The 24,939-nt window shown below is 62.7% G+C and carries 19 protein-coding genes; 16 read left to right on the forward strand and 3 right to left on the reverse strand.

The window, feature by feature from the left end; translation table 11 throughout:
- Positions 1 to 8: 8 nt before the first annotated feature.
- From bamA to AC4QBL_RS05765, 13 genes are all read left to right on the forward strand, one after another.
- Entirely contained in the window at positions 9 to 2,321 is a 2,313-nt protein-coding gene (gene bamA / locus AC4QBL_RS05705) for an outer membrane protein assembly factor BamA (RefSeq protein ID WP_472899082.1), read from the forward strand.
- A complete protein-coding gene (locus tag AC4QBL_RS05710; RefSeq protein ID WP_472899083.1) occupies positions 2,321 to 2,839 on the forward strand; it encodes an OmpH/Skp family outer membrane protein in 519 nt (172 codons plus the stop codon). The genes bamA and AC4QBL_RS05710 overlap by 1 nt, the downstream gene beginning before the upstream one ends.
- 15 nt (positions 2,840 to 2,854) lie before the next feature.
- A complete protein-coding gene (gene lpxD / locus AC4QBL_RS05715) occupies positions 2,855 to 3,907 on the forward strand; it encodes a UDP-3-O-(3-hydroxymyristoyl)glucosamine N-acyltransferase (RefSeq protein WP_472899084.1) in 1,053 nt (350 codons plus the stop codon).
- On the forward strand, positions 3,904 to 4,344 hold the full coding sequence (gene fabZ / locus AC4QBL_RS05720) for a 3-hydroxyacyl-ACP dehydratase FabZ (RefSeq protein WP_439115147.1): 441 nt from the start codon (positions 3,904 to 3,906) through the stop codon (positions 4,342 to 4,344). The genes lpxD and fabZ overlap by 4 nt, the downstream gene beginning before the upstream one ends.
- 19 nt (positions 4,345 to 4,363) lie before the next feature.
- Entirely contained in the window at positions 4,364 to 5,158 is a 795-nt protein-coding gene (lpxA, locus tag AC4QBL_RS05725) for an acyl-ACP--UDP-N-acetylglucosamine O-acyltransferase (protein WP_472899085.1), read from the forward strand.
- A gap of 4 nt (positions 5,159 to 5,162) precedes the next feature.
- Positions 5,163 to 6,308 (forward strand): lipid-A-disaccharide synthase, encoded by a 1,146-nt coding sequence (lpxB, locus tag AC4QBL_RS05730; RefSeq protein WP_472906424.1) that lies wholly within the window; start codon positions 5,163 to 5,165, stop codon positions 6,306 to 6,308.
- A complete protein-coding gene (gene rnhB, locus AC4QBL_RS05735; protein ID WP_472899087.1) occupies positions 6,280 to 6,960 on the forward strand; it encodes a ribonuclease HII in 681 nt (226 codons plus the stop codon). Before lpxB ends, rnhB begins: the two co-directional genes overlap by 29 nt.
- Positions 6,957 to 7,739 carry a TrmH family RNA methyltransferase gene (locus AC4QBL_RS05740; protein ID WP_472899088.1) on the forward strand — a complete coding sequence of 261 codons (783 nt, stop codon included), beginning with the start codon at positions 6,957 to 6,959 and terminating at the stop codon, positions 7,737 to 7,739. Before rnhB ends, AC4QBL_RS05740 begins: the two co-directional genes overlap by 4 nt.
- A gap of 302 nt (positions 7,740 to 8,041) precedes the next feature.
- Entirely contained in the window at positions 8,042 to 9,202 is a 1,161-nt protein-coding gene (gene carA, locus AC4QBL_RS05745; protein WP_472899089.1) for a glutamine-hydrolyzing carbamoyl-phosphate synthase small subunit, read from the forward strand.
- A gap of 30 nt (positions 9,203 to 9,232) precedes the next feature.
- Positions 9,233 to 9,595, forward strand: a complete 363-nt coding sequence (locus tag AC4QBL_RS05750; RefSeq protein ID WP_286818424.1) for a hypothetical protein — start codon at positions 9,233 to 9,235, stop codon at positions 9,593 to 9,595.
- A 30-nt stretch (positions 9,596 to 9,625) separates the two neighbouring features.
- Positions 9,626 to 12,889: a carbamoyl-phosphate synthase large subunit gene (gene carB, locus AC4QBL_RS05755; RefSeq protein ID WP_472899090.1), complete on the forward strand. Its 3,264-nt coding sequence runs from the start codon at positions 9,626 to 9,628 to the stop codon at positions 12,887 to 12,889.
- Between the two features lie 187 nt (positions 12,890 to 13,076).
- Positions 13,077 to 13,553 (forward strand): transcription elongation factor GreA, encoded by a 477-nt coding sequence (gene greA, locus AC4QBL_RS05760; protein ID WP_472899091.1) that lies wholly within the window; start codon positions 13,077 to 13,079, stop codon positions 13,551 to 13,553.
- A 10-nt stretch (positions 13,554 to 13,563) separates the two neighbouring features.
- Positions 13,564 to 14,025: a DUF4149 domain-containing protein gene (locus tag AC4QBL_RS05765; protein WP_472899092.1), complete on the forward strand. Its 462-nt coding sequence runs from the start codon at positions 13,564 to 13,566 to the stop codon at positions 14,023 to 14,025.
- Between the two features lie 108 nt (positions 14,026 to 14,133).
- Here the strand turns inward: AC4QBL_RS05765 and folD are convergent, their stop codons facing one another.
- The 3 genes from folD to AC4QBL_RS05780 form a co-directional block, all read right to left on the reverse strand.
- A complete protein-coding gene (gene folD / locus AC4QBL_RS05770) occupies positions 14,134 to 14,979 on the reverse strand; it encodes a bifunctional methylenetetrahydrofolate dehydrogenase/methenyltetrahydrofolate cyclohydrolase FolD (RefSeq protein ID WP_472906423.1) in 846 nt (281 codons plus the stop codon).
- Between the two features lie 72 nt (positions 14,980 to 15,051).
- Positions 15,052 to 15,678: a response regulator transcription factor gene (locus AC4QBL_RS05775; protein WP_472906422.1), complete on the reverse strand. Its 627-nt coding sequence runs from the start codon at positions 15,676 to 15,678 to the stop codon at positions 15,052 to 15,054.
- The gene (locus tag AC4QBL_RS05780) at positions 15,675 to 18,233 is read right to left on the reverse strand and encodes a PAS domain-containing sensor histidine kinase (RefSeq protein ID WP_472906421.1); all 2,559 of its coding nucleotides are present in this window, start codon (positions 18,231 to 18,233) and stop codon (positions 15,675 to 15,677) included. Before AC4QBL_RS05780 ends, AC4QBL_RS05775 begins: the two co-directional genes overlap by 4 nt.
- A 206-nt stretch (positions 18,234 to 18,439) precedes the next feature.
- Here AC4QBL_RS05780 and aceE point away from each other — a divergent pair, with 206 nt between their 5' ends.
- The 3 genes from aceE to lpdA all read left to right on the forward strand — a co-directional run bounded on the left by aceE (position 18,440) and on the right by lpdA (position 24,793).
- A complete protein-coding gene (gene aceE, locus AC4QBL_RS05785) occupies positions 18,440 to 21,142 on the forward strand; it encodes a pyruvate dehydrogenase (acetyl-transferring), homodimeric type (RefSeq protein WP_472899096.1) in 2,703 nt (900 codons plus the stop codon).
- A 137-nt stretch (positions 21,143 to 21,279) separates the two neighbouring features.
- Positions 21,280 to 22,944 carry a dihydrolipoyllysine-residue acetyltransferase gene (gene aceF, locus AC4QBL_RS05790; RefSeq protein ID WP_472906420.1) on the forward strand — a complete coding sequence of 555 codons (1,665 nt, stop codon included), beginning with the start codon at positions 21,280 to 21,282 and terminating at the stop codon, positions 22,942 to 22,944.
- Between the two features lie 10 nt (positions 22,945 to 22,954).
- Positions 22,955 to 24,793, forward strand: a complete 1,839-nt coding sequence (gene lpdA, locus AC4QBL_RS05795) for a dihydrolipoyl dehydrogenase (RefSeq protein ID WP_472906419.1) — start codon at positions 22,955 to 22,957, stop codon at positions 24,791 to 24,793.
- Positions 24,794 to 24,939: the final 146 nt, after the last annotated feature.

A 24,939-nucleotide genomic window follows, 5' to 3' on the forward strand; every position in this document is an offset into this window, starting at 1 on the left:
TTCTTTTCATGAAAAATAAAATTTTCGGTCTGCGTGGCCTGACGCTCTCAGCGCTCGCGGCTTCGTTGTTGACGGCCTTGCCCGCTTGGGCCGTTGAGCCTTTCACGTTGCGCGACATCCGTGTGGAGGGGTTGCAGCGCGTGGAGCCTGGCACCGTGTTCGCTTCGCTGCCGTTTCGCATTGGTGAGCAGTACAACGACGACAAGGGTTCCACGGCGATCCGCTCGCTCTTCGGCCTCGGTTTGTTCAGCGACGTGCGGCTGCAGGTCAACGGCGACGTGTTGGTGGTGATCGTCGAAGAGCGCCCGACCGTGGCCGACGTGAGTTTCACCGGCATCAAAGAGTTTGATGCCGAGGTGCTGAAGAAAGCGCTGCGCGACGTCGGCCTGACCGAAGGGCGCCCATTTGACAAGGCATTGGCCGACCGCGCAGAGCAAGAACTCAAGCGGCAGTACATCAACCGCAGCATGTACGCCGCGCAGGTGGTCACCACCGTGACGCCGGGTGAGCGCAACCGCATCAACCTCAATTTCAACGTGATCGAAGGCGACGTGGCCAAGATCAAGGACATACGCATTGTGGGCAGCCAGGCGTTTCCAGAGTCCATGCTGCGTGGCCTGTTTGACCTGGATACCGGTGGCTGGTTGAGCTGGTACACCAAGTCCGACCGCTACTCGCGTGCCAAGCTCAACGCCGACTTGGAAAACCTGCGCTCTTATTACCTCACCCGCGGTTTTCTGGAATTCCGGATCGATTCCACCCAGGTAGCCATTGCGCCTGGCAAGGACGATATGGCCATCACCATCAACATCACAGAGGGCAACCGGTACGTGGTGTCTTCGGTGGAGCTGGAAGGTGAATACCTGGGCAAGGAAAACGAGTTCAAGACCCTGGTGAGACTGCGCGCGGGTGAGCCCTACAACGTGGAAGACGTGTCGCGCACGGTGAAAGCGTTCACCGATTATTTTGGTGCTTTTGGCTATGCTTTTGCCCAAGTGGAAGCCACGCCCGAGATTGACCGCGTCAACAACCGCGTGGCGTTTGTCTTGCGCGCACAGCCCGCGCGGCGTGTGTACGTGCGGCGCATCAACGTAGAAGGCAACAACCGCACCCGGGACGAAGTGATTCGTCGGGAGTTTCGCCAGCTGGAATCGGCTTGGTACGACAGCGACCGCATCCGCCTGTCGCGTGACCGGGTGGACCGCCTGGGCTACTTTACCGAAGTCGGCATCGACACGCAGCAGGTACCGGGTGTCCCTGATCAGGTGGACCTGACCATCTCGGTGGTTGAGAAGCCCACGGGTAACCTGACACTGGGTGCTGGTTATTCCCAGGCGGACAAGCTCTCCTTGGTGGCCGGTATCAAACAGGAAAACGTGTTTGGCACTGGTAACTACCTGGGCCTGGACCTGAACACCAGCGAGTTCAATCGCCAGTTCGTGCTGAGCACCACCAACCCGTATTTCACGCCCGACGGCATTTCACGCACCTTTGACCTGTACTACAAAACCACAACGCCGTACACCGAGCAGGGCGGTGACTACCGCCTCGTCACGCCCGGCGTGAGCGTGCGTTTTGGTGTGCCGTTCACCGAACAGGACACGGTGTTTTTTGGCGTAGGTGCCGAGCAGACGCGCATTGAGTCCGGTACCGGACTGCCAGAGGCCTACCAGGATTACGCCAATACATTCGGCTCAAGCAGTACGTCGGTGCCGCTAACCATCGGCTGGGCGCGTGACGGCCGAGACAGTGCCCTGGTACCCAGCGAAGGTCGGTTGCAGCGCCTGAACACCGAGCTGGGTGTGGCGGGTGATACCCGTTACATCAAGGCCAGTTACCAGTTTCAACAATACATTCCGCTGAGCAAGCAGTACACGCTGGCCTTCAACACCGAACTGGGCTATGGCAAGGGCCTGGGCGGTCGCGACTACCCGGTGTTCAAGAACTTCTTTGGTGGCGGCCTGGGTTCGGTGCGGGGCTTCGAGCAGGGCACGCTGGGTCCGACTTCCAAGATAATCGATTCGGATGAGCTGGTGAATATTGGTGGCAACCGCAATGTGGTGCTCAACGCCGAGTTCATTACGCCGTTCCCCGGGGCTGGCAACGACCGCACCCTGCGCCTGTTTGGCTTCATGGACGTGGGCAATGTGTATGGCCCTGGCGAAAAATTGTCGGCCTCCGACTTGCGGGCGTCCGTTGGCGTGGGTCTGAGCTGGATCTCGCCCATCGGTCCCCTGCGCTTCGCTTATGCGAGCCCTATTCGCAAGCAGCCACAAGATAAAATTCAAAAATTCCAGTTTCAAATCGGAACCTCCTTTTAATGAAGACCCTTTCTCGCATGTTCAACCGCCACGTCCTCCTCGCAGCCGCTTTTGGTCTGGCCACCGCGGCCGCTATGGCCCAGGATTTCAGGGTCGGTTTCGTGAACACCGACCGTATTTTTCGCGAAGCCAATTTGGCGAAAGCGGCGCAAACCAAGCTGGAACAAGAGTTCTCGCGCCGGGAGAAAGAAATCCAGACGCTGGCATCTCAGCTCAAGAGCGCTTCGGAAAAGTTTGAGCGGGAGGCACCGACGCTGGCTGAAGCCCAGCGCGTGATCCGCCAGCGCCAGTTGGTGGAACAAGACCGCGACTTCCAGCGCAAGCAGCGCGAGTTTCAGGAAGACCTGAACCTGCGCAAAAACGAAGAACTGCAAGGCGTTCTGGAGCGTGCCAACCGCGTGATCAAGCAAGTGGCCGAGGCCGAAAAATACGACCTGGTGATCCAGGAAGCGGTCTACATCAACCCCAAGCACGACATCACCGACAAGGTGCTGAGCGGCTTGAACGGCGCCAAGTAAAGAGCGGGGCTGGGCGTGTCCAGGCCATTGGGCGCCATTGTTGATGCCCTGGGCGGCACGCTGCATGGCCCACGCGACGCGGTGGTTGACCGGCTGGCGCCGCTCGCCACCGCGAGACCCACCGACCTGGCCTTCATTGCCCAGGCCCGCTACGCCAGCCAGTTGCAAACCACGCAGGCTGGGGCATTAATCGTGGCTGCCGACTTGCAGGACGCCGCCTTGCAGCGCGGCGCTTGCATCGTCACCGAAAACCCTTACCTGTATTTTGCCCGCCTCACCCAGTGGTGGCGCAGCGAACACGACGAGCGCGCGACGCCGGTGATCGACCCCTTGGCCAGCTTGCACCCCACGGCGCAGGTGGCCGACGGCGTGGACATAGGTCCTTTCGCGGTGGTGGCTGCTGGTGCGCGTATCGCCCGCGGTGCGCGCATTGGTGCCCATACGGTGGTGGCTGCTGGCGCTTCGATTGGTACCGATTCGCGCCTGTACCCGCGGGTCAGCGTGGGCGAACGGTGCGTGGTGGGCGCACGTTGTGTGTTGCATCCTGGCGTGGTGATCGGTGCCGACGGCTTTGGTTTTGCCCAGCATCAGGGCGAGTGGATCAAGATCGAACAGCTGGGTGCCGTGCGCATTGGAGACGATGTGGAGATCGGCGCCAACACGTGCATTGACCGCGGTGCGCTCGACGATACGGTGATCGAAAACGGTGTGAAGCTGGACAACCTGATTCAGATTGGACACAACGTACACATCGGTGCCCACACCGCCATGGCTGGCAATGCGGGCGTGGCCGGCAGCGCCACCATCGGCGCGCACTGCACCGTGGGCGGCGGTGCGGTGGTGCTGGGTCACCTGTCGCTGGTCGACGGCGTGCACGTGTCGGCTGCATCGGTGGTGACACGCTCAATCAACAAGCCTGGCCATTACACCGGCATGTTTCCCATCGACGACAATGCGGCCTGGGAAAAAAACGCCGCCTCACTCAAACAACTCAACCGCCTGCGCGAACGTCTCAAAGCCGTCGAGCAGGCTCTTGCACAAGCACAGAAAAGCACACCCACACCATGATGGACATTCACCAGATTCTCAAGCAACTGCCGCACCGCTACCCGTTTATCCTGGTGGACCGTGTGCTTGAACTCGACAAGGGTAAAAGCATCAAGGCCTTGAAGAATGTCACCATCAACGAGCCGTTTTTTGGTGGACATTTCCCGCACCGTCCGGTGATGCCTGGCGTGCTGATGCTGGAAGCCATGGCGCAAGCCGCTGCGCTGCTGGCCTTTGACACCGTGGGTGTGACGCCCGACGACAAGACGGTGTATTACTTTGCTGGCATCGATGGTGCGCGTTTCAAGCGTCCGGTCGAGCCAGGCGACCAGCTGGTCATGGACGTGACGCTGGACCGCATGAAAGCCGGCATCTTCAAGTTCAAAGGCATCACCCGCGTGGGCGCCGATGTGGCTTGCGAAGCCGAGCTGATGTGCACCATGCGCACCATCGCCTGAACCCGCGGATCAGCTGTTTATGGGAACGATTCACGCCACCGCCCTGGTGGACCCGGCCGCCGAACTGGACACGTCGGTGTCGGTGGGGCCGTACACGGTCATTGGCCCGCACGTGAAGGTGGGTGCGGGCACGACCATCGGCGCGCACTGCGTGATCGAGGGCCACACCACCATCGGGCGGGACAACCGCATTTTCCAGTTCAACTCGCTGGGCGCGATACCGCAAGACAAAAAGTACGCGGGTGAACCCTGTGAGCTGGTCATTGGCGACCGCAACACCATTCGCGAGTTTTGCACCTTCAACATTGGCTCGCCGAGCGACCGGGCGCTCACCCAGGTAGGCAACGACAACTGGATCATGGCTTACGTGCACTTGGCGCACGATTGCGTCGTGGGCAACCACACCATCTTTGCCAACAACTCACAGCTGGCCGGGCACGTGGTGGTGGACGACTGGGTGATTCTGGGCGGTTTCACGGTGGTGCATCAGTTTGTGCGTGTGGGTGCCCATGCCATGACCGCCATGTGTTCATTGCTGTTTGCCGACCTGCCGCCGTTTGTGATGTGCCAAGGCCAGCCCGCTCAGGCCCGTTCGATGAACTTTGAAGGTTTGCGCCGCCGCGGTTTTTCGCCCGAGCGCATTTCGGCCGTGAAAGCCATGCACAAGGCGCTGTACCGCGACGACCTCACGCTGGCGCTGGCGATGGAACGCATCGCAGGCCTGACCGACAAGAGCCCCGAGGCAGCCCCCGACGTGGCCATGATGCTCGACTTCTTGGGCCAGGTGGCTCCCCAGCGCGGCATTGTTCGTTGAACCCATGACACAACCCAGGCGTTTTGCGCTGGTCGCCGGCGAAACGTCTGGCGATCTGCTGGCGGGCTTGTTGCTCAATGGCTTGCGCCAGCGATGGCCCGATCTGCAGGCCGCAGGCATTGGCGGGTCGCGCATGATCGAGCAAGGCTTTGATGCGTGGTGGCCCAGTGAAAAACTCGCCGTGCGTGGTTACGTGGAGGTGCTGCGGCACTACCGCGAAATTGTTGGCATCCGCGAGCAGTTGAAGCAGCGCCTGCTGGGCGCCGACCGTCCCGATGTGTTCATCGGTGTCGATGCACCCGATTTCAACCTGGACCTGGAAGCAGCGCTCAAGGCCCGCGGCATTCTCACGGTGCATTTCGTGTGCCCGTCCGTCTGGGCCTGGCGGCCCGAGCGCATTGAAAAGATTCGCCGCAGCGCCGACCACGTGCTCTGCATTTTCCCTTTTGAACCCGAGTTGCTGGCGCGCCACGGCATAGACGCGACGTACGTGGGGCACCCGCTGGCCGATGTGATTCCCATGGCGCCCGATCGGGCGGCGGCGCGCGCCGCGCTCGGCCTGTCCGATGAAGACACCGTGGTGGCCATTCTTCCGGGCAGCCGCGCTTCCGAAGTTCAGTACCTGGTACAGGTGTTTTTTGCAGCGGCGGCCCAGATGCTTCGCCAGCGCCCCACGTTGCGGTTTGTGGTGCCAGCGGTGCCAGCCTTGCGCGAAAAAATTGAGGCGGCAGCGCGTTTGGCCGGGCTGGGGGCGCACCTTAGCGTGGTGCCTGGGCAGTCGCACACGGTGCTGGCGGCTAGTGATGTGACGCTGATTGCCAGTGGCACGGCCACGCTGGAAGCGGCGCTCTTCAAGCGCCCCATGGTGATTGCTTACAACATGAACTGGTTGAGCTGGCAAATCATGCGGCGCAAGCAGCTGCAGCCCTGGGTGGGCTTGCCCAATATCTTGTGCAACGACTTCGTGGTGCCTGAGTTCCTGCAGGACGCAGCCACGCCACAGGCGTTGGCGCAGGCGGTGCTGGCCTGGCTGGATGCGCCTGAGAGAATAGCGGCCTTGCAGCAGCGCTTTACCGCGCTTCACCAAACCCTGCGCCAAAACACTGCCCGACGGGCCACCGATGCGATCGAAAAAGTTCTTGAGGGCTGAGCAAGCCCCCCTGGCGTGGGATGTCCCGGGCTTGCTGGCTGGCGTAGATGAAGCTGGGCGGGGGCCACTGGCCGGCCCGGTGGTGGCCGCGGCGGTGATCCTCGACGACCTGGCGCCGATCAAAGGGCTGGCCGATTCCAAAAAGCTCACGCCGGCGCGGCGCGAACGGCTGTACGACGAAATCCGGGCCAAGGCCTTGTGCTGCAGCATTGCCCAGGCCTCGGTAGAAGAAATCGACCGCCTCAACATCTTGCAGGCCACCATGCTGGCCATGCAGCGCGCAGTGCAGGGCCTACGGCTGAAACCCCACAAGGTGCTGGTGGACGGCAACCGTCTGCCTGCTTTTGACATGCTGGCCGAGGCTATTGTGTCGGGTGACGCGCTGGTGCCTGCCATTTCAGCCGCGTCCATTCTCGCCAAAGTCACGCGCGACCGCCTGCTGGTCGAGCTGCACCAGCAGCATCCCGTCTATGGCTTTGACCGCCACAAAGGCTATGGCACGGCGCAACACATGCAAGCCTTGCAGGCCCACGGCGCGCTGGACATTCACCGCCGCTCTTTTGCACCTGTCGCGCGTGCGCTGGCCGCAGCCCGCCAGGCAGCGCCGGCGGTGGGCGAGACAACGGTGCCCGCAGAGCCCCCAAACCCATGAACACACCCAGCCCCATCACCTCCCGCGACAACCCGTTGCTCAAGCGTTTGCGTTTGCTGGCGCACGACTCCACGGCCTACCGCAAGCAGGGCCAGGTCTGGCTCGAAGGCGACCACCTGTGCCGCGCGCTGCTGGCGCGTGGGCAGCGCCCCGAGCTCGCGGTGTTCACCGAGGCATTTTGGTTGCAAGCCCCGCACGATCTGCGGGACGCAGCCGACAAAATTGTGACCATTCCAGCTGCTCTGATGGCCGGCATCAGTGCGCTGGAATCACCTGCGGGCGTGGGCTTTGTGTGGAATTTGCCAGCCAATGCGGGTCTGCTGCCAGGTGAGTCTGCCGTGGTGCTGGACCGTTTGCAGGACGCGGGCAACGTGGGATCCATCTTGCGCAGTGCCGCTGCGTTTGGCTTTCGGCAGGTGCTGGCTTTGAAGGGTACCGCCGCACTCTGGTCGCCCAAGGTGTTGCGTGCGGGCATGGGCGCGCACTTTGCCCTGGACCTGGTGGAAGGCCTGTCGGTCGCCGACCTCGCCGGTCTGGCTGTGCCATTGGTGGGCACCAGTTCGCACCAGGGCGACTGGCTGCACCAGGCCCGGCTGCCTTGGCCTTGTGGCTGGGTGTTGGGCCATGAAGGGCAGGGCGTCAGTGCGGAGCTGGCTGCCATGGCCAGCCAGTCGGTGCGTATCGCGCAGCCGGGTGGCGAAGAGTCGCTCAACGTGGCCGCCGCCGCTGCCATTTGCTTGCACGCCAGTGCGGTATCTTGCGCCGAGGCTGTAGGTTGATGTTGCTCGTGGGTTGCAGCGGCACAGACCGAAGTGCAAAACGCACCGAAACGGGGCCGATCGGCTAAAAATGACCGGAACGGCTCCTGTTCCCGGTAAGGCGGTCAAGCCCTTGCGGCTATAATCCCGGGGTTTACCCGCAAACGGCGCAGCCCCGCGTCCGCCCGGGCTTCCTGCCCAGGTTCACCGTCCCGTTCGATGCGTTTTGGCTTGCCTGAAACGCGGCGAAATGGCGCGATTCCTCCCCCGGTTGCGCGCCTTGAAAGGCGCGAGTGAGCCTCAAAAATCATTTGGAGAAAACCGTGCTTCCCGTCCACCCGAAAGCCCTTCTCGCGCTCGCCGACGGCACGGTCTTTACAGGCATTTCCATTGGCGCAACTGGTCAGACCACGGGCGAGGTGGTGTTCAACACCTCACTCACCGGCTACCAGGAAATCCTCACCGATCCCAGCTACTGCCAGCAGATCGTCACGCTCACGTACCCGCACATCGGCAACACCGGTGTCAACCGTGAAGACGTGGAGGCCAACCGCGTCCATGCAGCTGGCCTGATCATCAAAGACCTGCCCCTGCTGGCATCCAACTTCCGCAGCGTTGAGACCCTGTCCCAGTACCTGGAGCGTGAGGGCACCGTGGCCATCGCCGAACTGGACACCCGCGCCCTGACGCGCCGCTTGCGCACCCATGGCGCGCAAAACGGCTGCATCGTCGCTTTGCCGGCTGGTGTGGCCCTGACCGATGCCCACCGTGAGCAGGCCGTGGCAGCAGCCCGGGCTGCCTCCAGCATGGCCGGCAAAGACCTCGCCAAGGTGGTCTCAGTCACCGAGCCCTACGCCTGGACGCAGACCGAATGGCAGCTGGGCTTTGGCTATGGTGAACAAATCGCGCCGAAATTCCACGTCGTCGCCTACGACTTCGGCGTCAAGCACAACATCTTGCGCATGTTGGCCCAGCGCGGTTGCAAGATCACGGTGGTGCCCGCACAGACGCCTGCCGCCGACGTGTTCAAGCTCAAGCCCAATGGTGTTTTTCTGTCCAACGGCCCGGGCGACCCGGAGCCGTGCGACTACGCCATTGCCGCCGCGCGCGAGATCATTGAAAGCGGTGTGCCCACCTTTGGCATCTGCCTGGGTCACCAGATCATGGCTCTGGCCAGTGGCGCCAAAACCTTCAAAATGAAGTTTGGCCACCATGGCGCCAACCACCCGGTGAAAGACCTGGACAGTGGCCGCGTCAGCATCACCAGCCAAAACCACGGTTTTGCGGTGGACGAGAAGAACCTGCCCTCCAACCTGCGCGCCACCCACGTGAGCCTGTTTGACGGCACCTTGCAGGGCTTGGCCCGTACCGACAAACCGGCTTTTTGCTTCCAGGGCCACCCCGAAGCATCGCCCGGCCCACACGATATCGGTTACCTGTTCGACCGTTTCATCGGTTTGATGCAGGCACCCACCGCGGCCTGATGCCGCTCACCACTTTTTGACAGGCTGTTCATGAAGCTCTTCAGTTTTCCGGTCTTTGCTGTTGAGAAGGCGATTGCCAAACGCATGCTGACGCTGGAGACGCCGCACAAAGAGTGGTTTGCCCAGCGCTGGGCTCAAAAGCCTTACCGCAAAGCCTTTGTCGAAAACAAGGCCATGCCGCTGGTGACGATGCTGGCCAAAGGAAAAAGCTGGGACGACGCCACCTTCAACGAAGAGCTCAGCGCCTGGGATGCGTTGTTTTACCCCGCCGAAGTGGAAGTCTTGCGACCCATGATCGAAGGCGACGGCCTGCTGCAGCTGATGCAGAAAAACGTCCCAGCCGAGCGCATACAGGCGCTGCTGACCCAACTGGAAACCCAGCGGCAGGCCTGACCGGTCTGCGCGCAACGATAGAAGCGAAACATGCCCAAAAGAACAGACATCCAGACCGTCCTCATCATCGGTGCCGGCCCGATCATCATTGGCCAGGCCTGTGAGTTCGACTACTCCGGCGTGCAGGCCTGCAAGGCGCTGCGCGAAGAGGGCTACCGGGTGGTGCTGATCAACAGCAACCCGGCCACGATCATGACCGACCCGGCCACGGCCGATGTGACCTACATCGAGCCCATCACCTGGCAGACGGTGGAGAAGATCATCGCCAAGGAGCGTCCGCTCACCCCCGGCGGCTTTGCGATTTTGCCGACCATGGGCGGCCAGACCGCGCTGAACTGCGCGCTGGACCTGTGGCACAACGGCGTGCTGAAAAAGTACGACGTCGAGTTGATTGGCGCCACGCCAGAAGCCATCGACAAGGCCGAAGACCGCCTGAAGTTCAAGGACGCCATGACCAAGATCGGTCTGGGCTCAGCGCGTTCAGGCATCGCCCACACGCTGGAAGAAGCCTGGGGCGTGCAGAAGACGGTGGGCTTCCCGGTGGTGATTCGCCCCAGCTTCACGCTGGGCGGCACCGGAGGCGGCATCGCCTACAACCCGGAAGAGTTCGAGACCATCTGCAAGCGTGGCATCGAAGCCTCGCCCACCAACGAGCTGCTGATTGAGGAATCGCTGCTCGGTTGGAAAGAGTACGAGATGGAAGTGGTGCGCGACAAGGCGGACAACTGCATCATCATCTGCTCGATCGAAAACCTGGACCCGATGGGCGTGCACACCGGCGACTCGATCACCGTGGCCCCGGCCCAGACGCTGACCGACAAGGAATACCAGATCCTGCGCAACGCCTCGCTGGCCGTGCTGCGCGAGATCGGCGTGGACACCGGCGGCTCCAACGTGCAGTTCTCCATCAACCCGGCCGACGGCCGTATGGTGGTGATTGAGATGAACCCGCGCGTGTCGCGCTCAAGCGCGCTGGCCTCCAAGGCCACCGGCTTCCCCATCGCCAAGGTGGCGGCCAAACTGGCCGTGGGCTACACGCTAGACGAGCTGCGCAACGAGATCACCGGTGGCGCCACCCCGGCGTCGTTCGAGCCGAGCATCGACTACGTGGTGACCAAGATTCCGCGTTTTGCTTTTGAGAAGTTCCCCACCGCCGACAGCCGCCTGACCACGCAGATGAAGAGTGTGGGCGAGGTGATGGCGATGGGCCGCACGTTCCAGGAAAGCTTCCAGAAAGCCTTGCGTGGCCTGGAAGTGGGCGTAGACGGCATGAACGAAAAAACCCAGGACCGCGAAACCTTGGAGCGCGAGCTGGGTGAGCCCGGCCCCGAGCGCATCTGGTACGTGGGCGATGCTTTCGCGGCCGGCTGGTCCATGGAGGAGGTGCACCAGTTCACCAAGATCGACCCGTGGTTCCTGGTGCAGATCGAAGAGATCGTGAAGATCGAGCTGCAACTGGAGCAGACCAGCCTGGAGGCGCTGGACGCCGACACGCTGCGTGGCCTGAAGAAAAAAGGCTTCTCGGATCGCCGCCTCGCCAAGCTGCTCAAGACCACCGACGCCGCCGTGCGCGAGCGCCGCATCGCTCAAAACATCCGCCCGGTTTACAAGCGCGTGGACACCTGCGCGGCCGAGTTCGCCACCGACACCGCCTACCTGTATTCCACCTATGAAGGCCATGGCGACGGCGAGTGCGAGGCCGAGCCGACCAACAACAAGAAGATCATGGTGCTGGGTGGTGGCCCCAACCGCATCGGCCAGGGTATCGAGTTCGACTACTGCTGCGTGCACGCCGCACTGGCCATGCGCGAAGACGGGTACGAGACCATCATGGTCAACTGCAACCCGGAAACCGTGTCCACCGACTACGACACCAGCGACCGCCTGTATTTTGAGCCGCTGACGCTGGAAGACGTGCTGGAGATCGTGGACAAGGAAAAACCACTGGGCGTGATCGTCCAGTACGGTGGCCAGACGCCTCTGAAGCTTGCACTGGGCCTGGAGGCTGCGGGCGTGCCCATCATCGGCACCAGCCCTGACATGATCGACGCGGCCGAAGACCGTGAGCGCTTCCAGAAGCTGCTGCACGAACTGGGCCTGCGCCAACCGCCCAACGCCACCGCCCGCACCGAGCCCGAAGCGCTGGAAAAAGCCGCCGCGCTGGGATACCCGTTGGTGGTCCGCCCAAGCTATGTGCTGGGTGGCCGCGCCATGGAAATCGTGCACGAGCAGCGCGACCTGGAGCGCTACATGCGCGAAGCTGTGAAGGTGAGCCACGACTCGCCAGTGCTGCTGGACCGTTTTTTGAACGATGCGATCGAGTGCGATGTGGACGCCATCCGCGACCACACCGGCCGTGTGTTCATTGGCGGCGTCATGGAGCACATTGAGCAGGCAGGCGTACACAGCGGCGACTCGGCCTGTTCGCTGCCGCCTTATTATTTGTCCAAAGAGACGGTGGACGAACTCAAGCGCCAGACAGCGGCCATGGCCGAAGGCCTGAATGTGGTGGGCTTGATGAACGTGCAGTTCGCCATCCAGGAAACGGATGCCAACGGTGAAAAGAAAGACGTGATCTTTGTGCTGGAGGTGAACCCACGCGCTTCGCGCACGGTGCCTTTTGTTTCTAAAGCCACCGGTATTCAGCTGGCCAAGGTGGCCGCGCGCTGCATGGCGGGTCAGTCGCTGGACGACCAGGGCATTGGTGCCGAGGTCACGCCGCCTTATTTCAGCGTGAAAGAGGCCGTTTTCCCCTTCGTCAAGTTCCCGGGTGTGGACACCATCCTCGGCCCCGAGATGAAGTCGACCGGCGAGGTGATGGGCGTGGGCAAGACCTTTGGCGAAGCGTTCGTGAAGAGCCAGCTCGGCGCCGGCACCAAGCTGCCCACCAGCGGCAAGGTGTTCCTGACGGTGAAAAACAACGACAAGCCCCGTGCCGTGGAGATTGCGCGCGAACTGGTGGCCATGGGCTTTGACCTGGTGGCCACACGGGGCACGGCGGCTGCCATCAGCGCCGCTGGCGTGCCGGTGCAAACCGTGAACAAGGTGACCGAAGGCCGCCCGCACATCGTGGACATGATCAAGAACGGTGACATTGCGCTGGTGATCAACACGGTGGAAGAACGCCGCAACGCGATCGCCGATTCGCGCCAGATCCGCACCTCGTCGCTGCTGGCCCGAGTGACCACCTTCACCACCATCGCAGGCGCTGAAGCGGCGGTGGAAGGTATGAAGTACATCGACAGCCTTGGCGTTATTTCGGTGCAAGAAATGCACGCGCAACTGGCGGCCTGATTGCCGAGCGCGGTCCTGCTCGTGTCATGCGGGCACTGGCGCTTTACAGCGTTGGTGCCCGTTTTCATTTTTGACTTCAATTGCGCCGCCGCCCGGATAGACCCCATTTCTTTCGCGGCATAATCATGCGCACATGAACACCGCCGAGCGGCAACGCCCGGCGGTTTGCTTTTGGAGAATCACACACATGTCCACCATCCCCATCACCAAGCGCGGCGCCGAAAAACTCAAGGACGAGCTGCACCGCCTGAAAACCGTTGACCGCCCCTGGGTGATCAACGCGATTGCCGAGGCGCGTGCCCAGGGTGATCTGAGCGAAAACGCCGAATACGATGCGGCCAAAGACCGCCAGGGCTTTATTGAAGGCCGCATTGCCGAGATTGAGGGCAAGCTCTCGGCAGCCCAGATCATCGATCCACTGACGGTGGATGCGGGCGGGCGCATCGTGTTTGGCGCCACGGTGGAGCTGGAAGACGAAGACAGCGGTGCAGCGGTGACTTACCAGATCGTTGGCGAAGACGAGGCTGACCTGAAGCTGGGTCTGGTCAACATCAGCAGCCCCATTGCGCGTGCGCTGATCGGCAAAGAAGAGGGCGACACCGCCGAGGTGCAGGCCCCCGGTGGGACCCGACGCTACGAAATCGTGGCGGTGCGTTACGCGTGACGGGCCTGTGATGCAGCGACTGGCGGTGTTCTTGGCGGCCCTCTGGTGGGGCGGTATCTCAGGCCTGAGCTTTGTGGCCGTGCCCACGTTGTTTGCCAAGCTCGGTGCGCCGGTTGCGGGCCCTGTCGCGGCCCATCTGTTTTCGCTGCAGTGCTGGGCAGGGTTGGGCATCGGGCTGGCCTTGCTGCTGGTCTTGCGGCGCGCGCGGGCTGCGGGCCAGTTCCCCTTGGCGGGAGAGGTGGTGGACCCGGAGCGCCTGGCGCAAATGCAGCGCGTGCTGGGCACCATGGGCTTTGTGCTGGCCGCGATGCTGCTGGCCATGTTGCAGGAATTTGGCGTGGCGCAGAAAATCGTCACCGCTCGCGCCACCGGCGGCAACCTCCAGCTGTGGCACGGGGTGGGCACCTTGATGGTGCTTGGGCAATGGCTGTGTGCTGCGGCCGTGCTCTGGCGCTTGTCAAGATCACGCTAATCGACCGCGCGTCGGCGCGAAGTGTCGGGTCCAGGGCGGCCGTAGAACCGGCTTGTCGGGCCGCCAGCACCGCCCCCTGGGCGTCGACGCAGCAGGCGGCGCGCAGAGTTACACCCGCTCTGCCGATTCCAGCGTATTCACCATCAACATGGTGATGGTCATGGGCCCTACACCGCCGGGTACCGGGGTGATGTAGCCCGCCACTTCCTTGACGCCGGCAAAGTCCACGTCCCCGCAGAGCTTGCCCTCGTCGTTGCGGTTCATGCCGACATCGATCACCACCGCGCCGGGTTTGACCATGTCGGCGGTGAGCACGTTGCGCTTGCCCACCGCAGCCACGATCACATCGGCCTGCAACGTCATGGTCTTCAGGTCTTTGGTGGCGCTGTGGCAAACGGTGACCGTGGCGTTTTTTTGCAGCAGCATGAGTGCCATGGGTTTGCCCACGATGTTGCTGCGGCCGATCACCACCGCGTGTTTGCCCTTGAGGTCGTAGCCGATGCTTTCCAGCATCTTCATGCAGCCATAAGGCGTGCAGGGCCAGAAGCCGGGCAGGCCGGCCATGAGTGCGCCGGCGCTGGCGATGTGAAAGCCATCCACGTCCTTGGCTGGGTCAATGGCTTCGATCACTTTCTGCGCATCGATATGGGCTGGCAGCGGCAACTGCACCAGAATGCCGTGGATGGTGGCGTCTTGGTTCAAGGCGTCCACGCGACCGAGCAGTTCGGCCTCGGTCATGCTCGCGGGCCAGGTTTCCAGCACCGAGTGCATGCCCGTGTCTTCACAGGCTTTCACCTTGTTGCGCACATACACTTGGGAGGCTTGGTTGTCGCCGACCAGAATCACGGCCAGGCCGGGCGTGATGCCCTTGGCTTTGAGGGCGGTGACGCGTGCAGCGACATCTGCGCGGAGTTGGCGGGAGAGGGCGTTGCCGTCAATCAGTTGGGCGGTCATGGCACTTGTGTCGTGAGGTTGAAACGGAAACGCCCGCCGGGGTGGGCGGGCGTCGGTTTGGGGTCAGCGGGGTCAGGCCTTGGCAGGCGTTTGTCCGAGCGCGATCTTGAGCAGGTCGGCCACGGTGTTGGCCCCCAGCTTTTCCATGATGTTGGCGCGGTGCGCCTCGACCGTCTTGATGCTGATGCCGAGGTCGTCGGCGATCTGCTTATTCAGCCGGCCGGCAACGATGCGCTCCAGCACCTGGGCTTCGCGGCTGGTCAGTTTGGACAGCAGCGCGTCGCGGCTGGCAGCCTGCTGGTAAGTGGAGAACGCTTCTTTGGCGCGCTCCAGCATGCGCTCGACCAACGCCACCAATTGCTCTTCTTTGAAGGGTTTCTGGATAAAGTCCAGCGCACCTTTTTTCATGGATTCCACCGCCATGGGCACGTCGCCATGGCCGGTAATGAACACGATGGGCAGCGGGGACTGGCGCTCAATCAGACGGTCTTGCAACTCCATGCCGGTCATGCCGCCCATGCGGATATCGGCAATCAGGCAGGCCACTTCGCGAGCGTCGTATCGGCTCAGGAAGGCTTCCGCCGACTCGAAGCAACGCACCCGGTAGTCTTTGCCTTCCAGCAACCATTGCAAGGAATCGCGCACCGCTTCGTCGTCATCGACCACATAGACGGTGCCTTTTTTGGGGATCAAACTCATCTCGCTCTTTCTATGTCCGTCAACGACTGTGCGGTGGTGCTGTCTGTTGTGCCTTCGGCGCGCAGTCGGGAGACAACGGGGATCCAGAAGCTGAAGCAGCAGCCCACCACCTCGGCGCCATTGTAGATGTTCTGAACTTGTATCCTTCCATGGTGCGACTCCACGATGCTTCGGCACAGCTTGAGGCCGATGCCCATGCCCTCGCTCTTGGTGCTGTAGAACGCCTCGTAGATGCGTTCGATCATTTCGTCCGGCACGCCGCTGCCCGAGTCGCGGACCGCAAACTCCACCACATCCTGGTCCTCCTGGCGCTTGGGGCCAACGCGCAGTTCCACATGCCGCTGACCAGGCAGGCGGCCCGCTTGAGCGATGGCTTCGCCCGCGTTCTTCAGCAGGTTGATCAGCACCTGTTCAATCAGGATTGGGTCCACCAGCAGGCTGGGCAAGCGGGCTGCCACGTAGGGCGTCAGGCGCACTTGCTGGCGGCGCAGCTCGATGTCGGCCAGCTCAATGGCGTTGCTCACCATGAGCGACACGTCGGACAGCGTGGGGTTGGGTTCGCTGCGCTTCACGAACGCGCGGATGCGCTGGATGATCTGCCCGGCGCGCTGGGCCTGACGTGCGGTTTTTTCTAGCGCGCCAAGCAGTTCGTCTTGCGTGATGCGGTCTTCTTGCACGCGCGAAATCATGCCGTTGCAGTAGTTGCTGATGGCGGTCAGCGGTTGGTTGAGCTCGTGTGCCATGCTGGACGCCATTTCACCCATGGTGATGAGGCGGCTGGCGGTTTGTGCGCGTTCGGCCTGGCGCGACGCCTGCTCTTCGGCGTTGCGCCGCGGCGTGATGTCGCTGGCAATCACCATCTGGGCCAGCCGTCCGTCCACCCAGGTCAGATAACGGGTTCGCACTTCCAGCCAGCGGTCGAGTTCTTCCACAAAAACTTCGGCGTTTTCGGCCCCTGCTTCGGTCAGGGTATCGGTCGGCATGCCTGCAAACGCATCCACCGCATCGCCGTTGTCCGGGCTGGGCGTGGGCTGGTTGCCGGCCAGGTCCACCAGATGTCGGTGGCCCTGGCCCCGGGTGCCAAACCACAAGCGGTACATCTTGTTGGCAAACAGCATTTCGTCGCTGCCCAGCGGCGCTACTGACACCGCCGAATCCAGACTTTCCAGCACGGTGGTGAAGCGCTCGTAAGACGCCGACAGCTCTTCGCGGATGCGTTTGGGCTCGGTGATGTCCGTCATCGAGGTCATCCAGCCGGTCTGGTGTCCCTTGGGGTCGATCAGCGGTGACACATACATGCGGGCGTCAAAAATGCTGCCGTCTCGGCGCTGCACCCGGACCTCAAAACCACCCGGTGTTGAGCGCCCGCTGAGCTCGTCCTCCAGCCGGGCGGTGAGTTGGTCGTGGTCGTCGTCGGGCCAATAGGGGAAGGGTGCAGTGCGGCCCACCAGCTCGCCCTCGGTCCAGCCGGTCATGGAGCAAAAGGCCGGGTTCACGTAGGTGATGCGGCCCTGGATGTCCAGCGCGCGCATGCCGGTGAGCATGGAGTTTTCCATGGCGCGGCGGAAATTGGTTTCGGCCACCAGCGCTTGCTGTGCCTGCACGCGCCTGCGCGTGTGGCGCCAGGTTCCCAGCAACATCCAGACGGTGAGCGCACTCAGGGCGCCGATGACCCAGAAGAAACCGCTGCCCACAATGTCTTGCGAGGTCCGGTAGCCCTGGGCCTTCAAGATCAGGCCGTTGCCCACCGGAGACACGGCCACCTCATGTTCCAGCGGCTGTGCCGACCAGGGCAGCAAGCGCAGCACCGTGTTGGGTGATTGCAGGCTGCCCGCCAGCACGCGACCTCGGTCGTCGAGCAGGGCCACCGCGTAGCGCGCCATCACCTCGGGTGGAATGCCAAAGCGCATCAGACCGTCGACCGAATACTCGCCCATGACCGTGCCGGCAAACCGCCCTTGTTCGGACAGTGGGACCTGCAGCATCAGGGTGGCGTGGCGAGGGTCTTCGCCCAGCGGGCGCGAATAGATGGGCTGGCGCAGGTCGCGGGCCAGGTCAAACGAGCCATCGGTTTCGTTGGGTGCCAGGGTGCTGCCTGGCAAGCGCACCAGTTGGGGCGGTGCGCTGGGTGAAGCGTAGCTGGCCAGCACGTTGCGCCGGCCATCCACCCAGGTGATGGCCAACAGCTCAGGGAACTGGCTGATCAGCGACTCGACCTGGAATTCAAATTCTTCGTTCGCAATTTCCTTGTTGTCCACCTCGCGGGCCAGGCGCATCAGCTGTTCCTGGCGTTCCAGCAGGCGCAGGCGCAGGCGCTGCTGGGCGTACTCCACGTCGCGTGTCACCGCCTCCTGTTCGCGTTCCAGTTCTTCAAAGCGCAGGTAGGTGATGGCCACCACGATGGCGGAGAGAAACAGCAGCACCGACAGCAGCGGCGCCAGCGTGGCGAAACGGTCTTGCCGCGAGGGTGGGAGCTTGCGCCACCAGCGCTTCCACCAGTTGGTGGCAGGGCTCTGGGCTGGGGCAGTGGGTGGGGTGCTGGGCAATGGAATCATCTCGGTCGAAGTCTACGTGAGACCTCTCCTGTCACGGCCGCGGTTTGAAGAAATGCGGTCGATTCATGCGTTGTTTCGCGCTCACTTAAATTTCACTATATAGAAAATGAAAGCACATATTGAAATTTAAAAGAAGCTGTGGGAAAATTCGTGACACTGCGGAATGACCGCCGTAAGCTTTGTGCAAACCAACAGGAGACAAACATATGTCAGCGACCGACGCTCTCAATGGCCGTGGTGCCGGGGATGTGGATTCCCAGGAAACCCGTGAATGGATGGAGGCGCTGGCCGCCGTGATTGAGCGGGAGGGGCCGGAGCGGGCCCACTTCCTGCTGGAGCAACTGCTGGAAGAAGCGCGCCAGAACAGCATCGATTTGCCTTTCTCGGCCAACACCGGTTACGTCAACACGATCGAAACCAACGAAGAAGAGCGTTGCCCCGGCAACATTGAAATTGAAGAGCGTCTGCGCGCCTACATGCGCTGGAACGCCATGGCGATGGTCGTGAAGGCCAACCGCCACAACCCCGAAGACGGCGGCGATCTGGGCGGGCACATTGGTTCGTTTGCTTCCCTGGCCCACATGTTTGGTGCTGGTTTCAACCATTTCTGGCACGCTGAAAACGAAAACCACGGTGGCGACTGCCTCTACATCCAGGGCCACGTGTCGCCCGGCGTGTATGCCCGCGCTTACCTCGAAGGCCGCCTGACCGAAGAGCAGCTGCTCAACTTCCGCCAGGAAGTGGACGGCAAGGGCCTGTCGAGCTATCCGCATCCCAAGCTGATGCCTGAGTTCTGGCAGTTCCCCACGGTGTCCATGGGCCTGGGCCCGCTGATGGCGATCTACCAGGCGCGCTTCCTGAAATACCTGCACGCCCGGGGCATTGCCAACACCGAGAACCGCAAGGTCTGGGTGTTTTGCGGTGACGGCGAAATGGACGAGGTCGAGTCGCTGGGCGCCATCAGCCTGGCCGCTCGCGAAAACCTCGACAACCTGATCTTCGTGGTGAACTGCAACCTGCAGCGCCTGGACGGCCCAGTGCGCGGCAACGGCAAGATCATCCAGGAACTTGAAGGCGAGTTCCGTGGCTCCGGCTGGAACGTCATCAAGCTGCTGTGGGGCAGCGGCTGGGACCCGCTGCTGGCCCGCGACAAAGACGGCGCCCTGCGCAAGATCATGATGGAGACGCTGGACGGCGACTACCAGTCGTTCAAGGCCAATGATGGCGCCTATGTGCGCAAGCACTTCTTCGGCCGCGATCCCAAGGCGCTCGAGATGGTGGCGCACCTGAGTGACGACGACATCTGGAACCTCAAGCGCGGTGGTCACGATCCACAAAAGGTGTACGCCGCTTACCACAAGGCCGTGAACCACAAGGGCCAGCCCACCGTGCTGCTCATCAAGACCGTGAAGGGTTTTGGCATGGGCAAGTCGGGCGAGGGCAAGAACAACGTGCACCAGACCAAGAAGCTGACCGACGAAGACATCAAGATCTTCCGCGACCGCTTCAACCTGCCGATTCCGGACAGCGAGTTGCCCAACCTGCCGTTCTACAAACCGGCCGATGACACGCCCGAAATGCAGTACCTGCATGCGCGGCGCAAGGCACTGGGTGGCTACCTGCCGCACCGCCGCACCAAGGCCGATGAGAGTTTCACCGTGCCGTCGATCGATACCTTCAAGAGCGTGATGGAGCCCACCGCCGAAGGCCGCGAAATCAGCACCACCCAGGCCTATGTGCGCTTCCTCACCCAGCTGCTGCGCGACCAGGCCCTGGGCCCGCGCGTGGTGCCCATCCTGGTGGACGAGGCCCGCACCTTCGGCATGGAAGGCCTGTTCCGCCAGATCGGCATTTACAACCCCGCAGGCCAGCAGTACACCCCGGTCGACAAAGACCAGGTCATGTACTACAAGGAAGACAAGGCCGGTCAGATCCTGCAGGAAGGCATCAACGAAGCCGGCGGCATGAGCAGCTGGATTGCAGCAGCCACGAGCTACAGCACCAGCAACCGCATCATGGTGCCGTTCTACGTGTACTACTCGATGTTTGGTTTCCAGCGCATCGGCGACCTGGCCTGGGCTGCGGGCGACATGCAGGCTCGGGGCTTCCTGCTGGGCGGCACCTCCGGACGCACCACGCTCAACGGCGAAGGCCTGCAGCACGAAGACGGCCACAGCCACATCCTGGCCGGCACCATTCCGAACTGCATCAGCTACGACCCGACCTTCGCGCACGAAGTCGGCGTGATTCTGCACCACGGCTTGAAGCGCATGGTGGAGAAGCAAGACAACGTCTTCTACTACCTGACGCTGCTGAACGAAAACTACGCCATGCCCGGCCTCACGCCCGGCACCGAAGAGCAGATCATCAAAGGCATGTACCTTTGCAAGCCTGGTGCGGCTGGCGACACGCGTGTGCAACTGCTGGGCTCCGGCACCATCCTGCGCGAGTCGATCGCTGCCCAGGACTTGCTGGCGCAAGACTGGGGCGTGCAGGCTGACGTGTGGAGCTGCCCGAGCTTCAACGAGCTGACCCGCGACGGCCAGGACGCTGAGCGCTTCAACCTGCTGCACCCCACCGAAGCACCGCGTGTGCCCTTCGTGACGCAGCAACTGCAGCCGCACGCGGGCCCGGTCGTGGCCTCCACCGACTACATGAAGAACTACGCCGAGCAGATCCGTTCGTTCATTCCCAAGGGCCGCACCTACAAAGTGCTGGGCACCGACGGTTTTGGCCGCAGCGACTTCCGCAGCAAGCTGCGCGAGCACTTCGAGATCAACCGCCATTACATCGTGGTGGCGGCGCTCAAGGCGCTGAGCGAGGAGGGCACCGTGCCAGTGGCCAAGGTGGCTGAAGCGATTGCCAAGTACGGTATCAAGACCGACAAAGTGAATCCCTTGTACGCATGACGCTGGCCCAACCCCGCAGCGCCTGTGGCGCTACCCCCTCAAGGGGGCGAAACCAGCCGTCTGGCCAAGCCAGCCCGGCGGTTTCCCGGACGGTAGACAGCGGCTTCGGCGCATTGAACATCTGATTGGAGACAGATATGGCATTGATAGAAGTACAAGTCCCGGACATCGGCGACTTTGATGAGGTGGTGGTGATTGAACTGATGGTCAAGGTGGGCGACACGGTCAAGGCCGAGCAGTCCCTGATCACGGTCGAGTCCGACAAAGCCTCGATGGAAATTCCCTGCTCGACGGCAGGTGTGGTCAAAGAACTGCGCGTTGCCATTGGCGACAAGGTCAAGCAAGGCTCGGTGGTCCTGGTGGTGGAGGCTGCGGGTGACGCAGCCGCCCCGGCTCCAGCGCCAGCCCCTGCCCCGGCGGCTGCACCCGTGGCCGCTGCGGTGGCTCCGGTGGCTGTTGCCGCACCAGTTGCTTCGGGTCCTGTCCAGGTGATGGTGCCCGACATTGGCGACTTCAAGGACGTCGCTGTCATTGAGGTCATGGTCAAGCCGGGCGACACCATCAAGCTGGAGCAAAGCCTGATCACGGTCGAGTCCGACAAGGCGTCCATGGAGATCCCTTCATCGCACGCTGGTGTGTTGAAGGAGCTCAAAGTCAAGGTGGGTGACACCGTCAACATCGGCGATTTGCTGGCGATTTTGGAAGGTACCGTTGGTGCTGCGTCACCGGCGCCTGTGGCCGCCGCACCCGCAGCGTCCCCGGCTGCTTCGGCCGCCGCTGCCGTGGCTGCTCCTGCAGCGGCCACAGCGGCCACAGCGTCCGCAGTGGCTGCGCCAGCGCACAACCCCACGGCCACACCGGCACTGGGTCTGCCCCACGCCTCGCCGTCGGTGCGCAAGTTCGCCCGCGAACTCGGCGTGCCGCTGGCCGAAGTGCCTGGCAAAGGCCCCAAGGGTCGCATCACGCTGGACGACGTGCAGGGCTTCACCAAGTCGGTGATGGCGGGCGCGGTGCAAACCGCCGCCCAGAAGGCCAAGGCGCCAGCCGCAACTGGCGGTGGTGGTTCCGAGCTCGGCTTGATCCCCTGGCCCAAGGTGGACTTCGCGAAGTTCGGCCCCATCGAGCGCAAGGAGATGGGCCGCATCAAGAAGATCAGCGGCGCCAACCTGCTTCGCAACGCGGTCATGATCCCGGCCGTCACCAACTTTGATGACGCCGATATCACCGACCTCGAAGCCTTCCGCGTTTCCACCAACAAGGAGAACGAGAAGAGCGGCGTCAAGGTCACCATGCTGGCGTTCCTGATCAAGGCCTGCGTGGCCGCGCTCAAGAAGTTTCCTGAATTCAACAGCTCCATCGACGGCGACGCGCTGGTCTACAAGCAGTACTGGCACATTGGCTTTGCGGCCGACACACCCAACGGCCTGATGGTCCCAGTCATCAAGGACGCCGACAAAAAAGGCGTGCTACAGATCAGCCAGGAAATGGGCGAACTCGCCAAGAAGGCGCGCGACGGCAAGCTGAGCCCGGCCGAAATGAGCGGTGCCACCTTCACCATCTCTTCGCTCGGCGGCATCGGTGGCCGGTACTTCACGCCCATCATCAACGCACCCGAAGTCGCCATTCTCGGCGTCTGCAAGAGCAACATGGAACCGGTGTGGGACGGCAAGCAGTTCGTGCCGCGCCTGATGCTGCCTCTCAGCCTGACCTGGGACCACCGCGTGATTGACGGCGCCGCTGCGGCCCGCTTCAACGCCTATCTTGGCCAGATCCTCGGCGACTTCCGCCGGGTGCTGCTGTAAGGAGCCGACGATGGCAATGATTGACATTCAGGTTCCCGACATTGGCGACTTCGACGAGGTCGCGGTCATCGAGTTGCTGGTCAAGCCCGGCGACACCGTCAAGGTCGAGCAGTCGCTCATCACTGTGGAGTCTGACAAAGCCTCCATGGAGATTCCCTCGTCGCACGCCGGCGTGGTGAAAGAACTCAAGGTGGCCATGGGCGACAAAGTCAAGCAAGGCTCGGTGGTGCTGGTGCTGGAAGGCGAGGGCGCTGCCAGCGCTCCTGCCGCGCCAGCCGCAGCGCCAGCGGCCGCTTCACCTGCTCCCGTTGCTGCCCCTGCCGCAGCACCGGTCGTGGCTACTGCTGCTGCCAGCTTCGGTGGCAGCGTCGACATCGAATGCGACCTGCTCGTGCTCGGCGCCGGCCCCGGTGGCTATTCCGCCGCCTTCCGCGCGGCCGATCTCGGTCTCAAGGTCGTGTTGGTCGAGCGCTACGCCCAACTCGGCGGCGTGTGCCTGAACGTGGGTTGCATCCCGTCCAAGGCGCTGCTGCACGTGGCGGCCGTGATGGACGAAGTCACCCACATGGCCGACCTCGGTGTGGACTTCGGCGCTCCGGTGGTCAACATCGACAAGCTGCGTGGTCACAAGGAAAAGGTCATCAACAAGCTCACCGGCGGCCTGGCCGCCATGGCCAAGATGCGCAAGGTCACCACCGTGCGCGGTTACGGCGCGTTTGTCGGTGCGAACCATGTGGAAGTGGAAGAAACCACCGGCACGTCGCAAGAGAAGACCGGCAAAAAACAAGTGATCGCGTTCAAGAAATGCATCATCGCCGCCGGCTCGCAGGCGGTGCGCCTGCCCTTCATGCCCGATGATCCGCGCGTGGTCGACAGCACCGGCGCACTGGCGCTCAAGGAAGTGCCCAAGCGCATGCTGATCCTGGGTGGCGGCATCATCGGCCTGGAAATGGGCACGGTCTACAGCACGCTGGGCGCGCGCCTCGATGTGGTGGAAATGATGGACGGCCTGATGCAGGGCGCCGACCGCGATCTGGTCAAGATCTGGCAGAAGATGAACGCCAAGCGCTTCGACAACATTATGCTCAAGACCAAGACGGTGGGCGCTCGCGCCTTGCCGGAAGGCATTGAGGTGACGTTTGAAAGCGCCGAACCCGGCGGCACGGCGCCAGCGCCACAGGTGTACGACCTGGTGCTGCAGGCCGTGGGCCGCACGCCCAACGGCAAAAAGATCGCCGCCGACAAGGCGGGCGTGGCCGTGACCGACCGTGGCTTCATCAACGTCGACATCCAGATGCGCACCAACGTGCCGCACATCTTCGCCATCGGCGACATCGTGGGCCAGCCCATGCTGGCGCACAAGGCGGTGCACGAGGCGCACGTGGCGGCCGAGGTCATTGCCGGTGAACTGCAGGGCAACAAGGAGCTGGCCGCGGCCGCCTTCAACGCCCGCGTGATTCCCAGCGTGGCCTACACCGACCCCGAGGTGGCCTGGGTCGGCCTCACCGAAGACCAGGCCAAGGCCCAAGGCATCAAGGTCAAGAAGGGCCTGTTCCCTTGGACGGCCTCGGGCCGCGCCATTGCCAACGGCCGCGACGAAGGCGTGACCAAGCTGCTGTTCGACGATTCACCCGAGGCCCACGGCCACGGCAAGATCCTGGGCGGCGGCATGGTCGGCACCCACGCGGGCGACATGATAGGCGAGATCGCGCTGGCCATCGAGATGGGCGCCGACGCGGTGGACATCGGCAAGACCATCCACCCGCACCCCACGCTGGGCGAGAGCATCGGTATGGCGGCGGAGGTGGCTCACGGGACTTGTACCGACTTGCCGCCCGCGAAGAAGTAATCGGTTTCAGCACTATCGGAAAAAAAGGGCCCGAACCGTTGCCGGTTCGGGCCCTTTTTTGACGTTCACAGACGCTACACCAGCGGGCTCCTAGCCGTTTGTGCACCTCATTCAAATCACTCCTGGTGGATATGCGTCCATATCGA

This window comes from Hydrogenophaga sp. L99 (genome assembly GCF_058731905.1).

Coding starts and splice junctions, on each gene's coding strand:
- bamA (WP_472899082.1), top strand. CDS start 9: ATGAAAAATAAAATTTTCGGTCTGCGTGGCCTGACGCTCTCAGCGCTC.
- AC4QBL_RS05710 (WP_472899083.1), top strand. CDS start 2,321: ATGAAGACCCTTTCTCGCATGTTCAACCGCCACGTCCTCCTCGCAGCC.
- fabZ (WP_439115147.1), top strand. CDS start 3,904: ATGATGGACATTCACCAGATTCTCAAGCAACTGCCGCACCGCTACCCG.
- lpxA (WP_472899085.1), top strand. CDS start 4,364: ATGGGAACGATTCACGCCACCGCCCTGGTGGACCCGGCCGCCGAACTG.
- lpxB (WP_472906424.1), top strand. CDS start 5,163: ATGACACAACCCAGGCGTTTTGCGCTGGTCGCCGGCGAAACGTCTGGC.
- rnhB (WP_472899087.1), top strand. CDS start 6,280: ATGCGATCGAAAAAGTTCTTGAGGGCTGAGCAAGCCCCCCTGGCGTGG.
- AC4QBL_RS05740 (WP_472899088.1), top strand. CDS start 6,957: ATGAACACACCCAGCCCCATCACCTCCCGCGACAACCCGTTGCTCAAG.
- AC4QBL_RS05750 (WP_286818424.1), top strand. CDS start 9,233: ATGAAGCTCTTCAGTTTTCCGGTCTTTGCTGTTGAGAAGGCGATTGCC.
- carB (WP_472899090.1), top strand. CDS start 9,626: ATGCCCAAAAGAACAGACATCCAGACCGTCCTCATCATCGGTGCCGGC.
- greA (WP_472899091.1), top strand. CDS start 13,077: ATGTCCACCATCCCCATCACCAAGCGCGGCGCCGAAAAACTCAAGGAC.
- AC4QBL_RS05765 (WP_472899092.1), top strand. CDS start 13,564: ATGCAGCGACTGGCGGTGTTCTTGGCGGCCCTCTGGTGGGGCGGTATC.
- folD (WP_472906423.1), bottom strand. CDS start 14,979: ATGACCGCCCAACTGATTGACGGCAACGCCCTCTCCCGCCAACTCCGC.
- AC4QBL_RS05775 (WP_472906422.1), bottom strand. CDS start 15,678: ATGAGTTTGATCCCCAAAAAAGGCACCGTCTATGTGGTCGATGACGAC.
- AC4QBL_RS05780 (WP_472906421.1), bottom strand. CDS start 18,233: ATGATTCCATTGCCCAGCACCCCACCCACTGCCCCAGCCCAGAGCCCT.
- aceE (WP_472899096.1), top strand. CDS start 18,440: ATGTCAGCGACCGACGCTCTCAATGGCCGTGGTGCCGGGGATGTGGAT.
- aceF (WP_472906420.1), top strand. CDS start 21,280: ATGGCATTGATAGAAGTACAAGTCCCGGACATCGGCGACTTTGATGAG.
- lpdA (WP_472906419.1), top strand. CDS start 22,955: ATGGCAATGATTGACATTCAGGTTCCCGACATTGGCGACTTCGACGAG.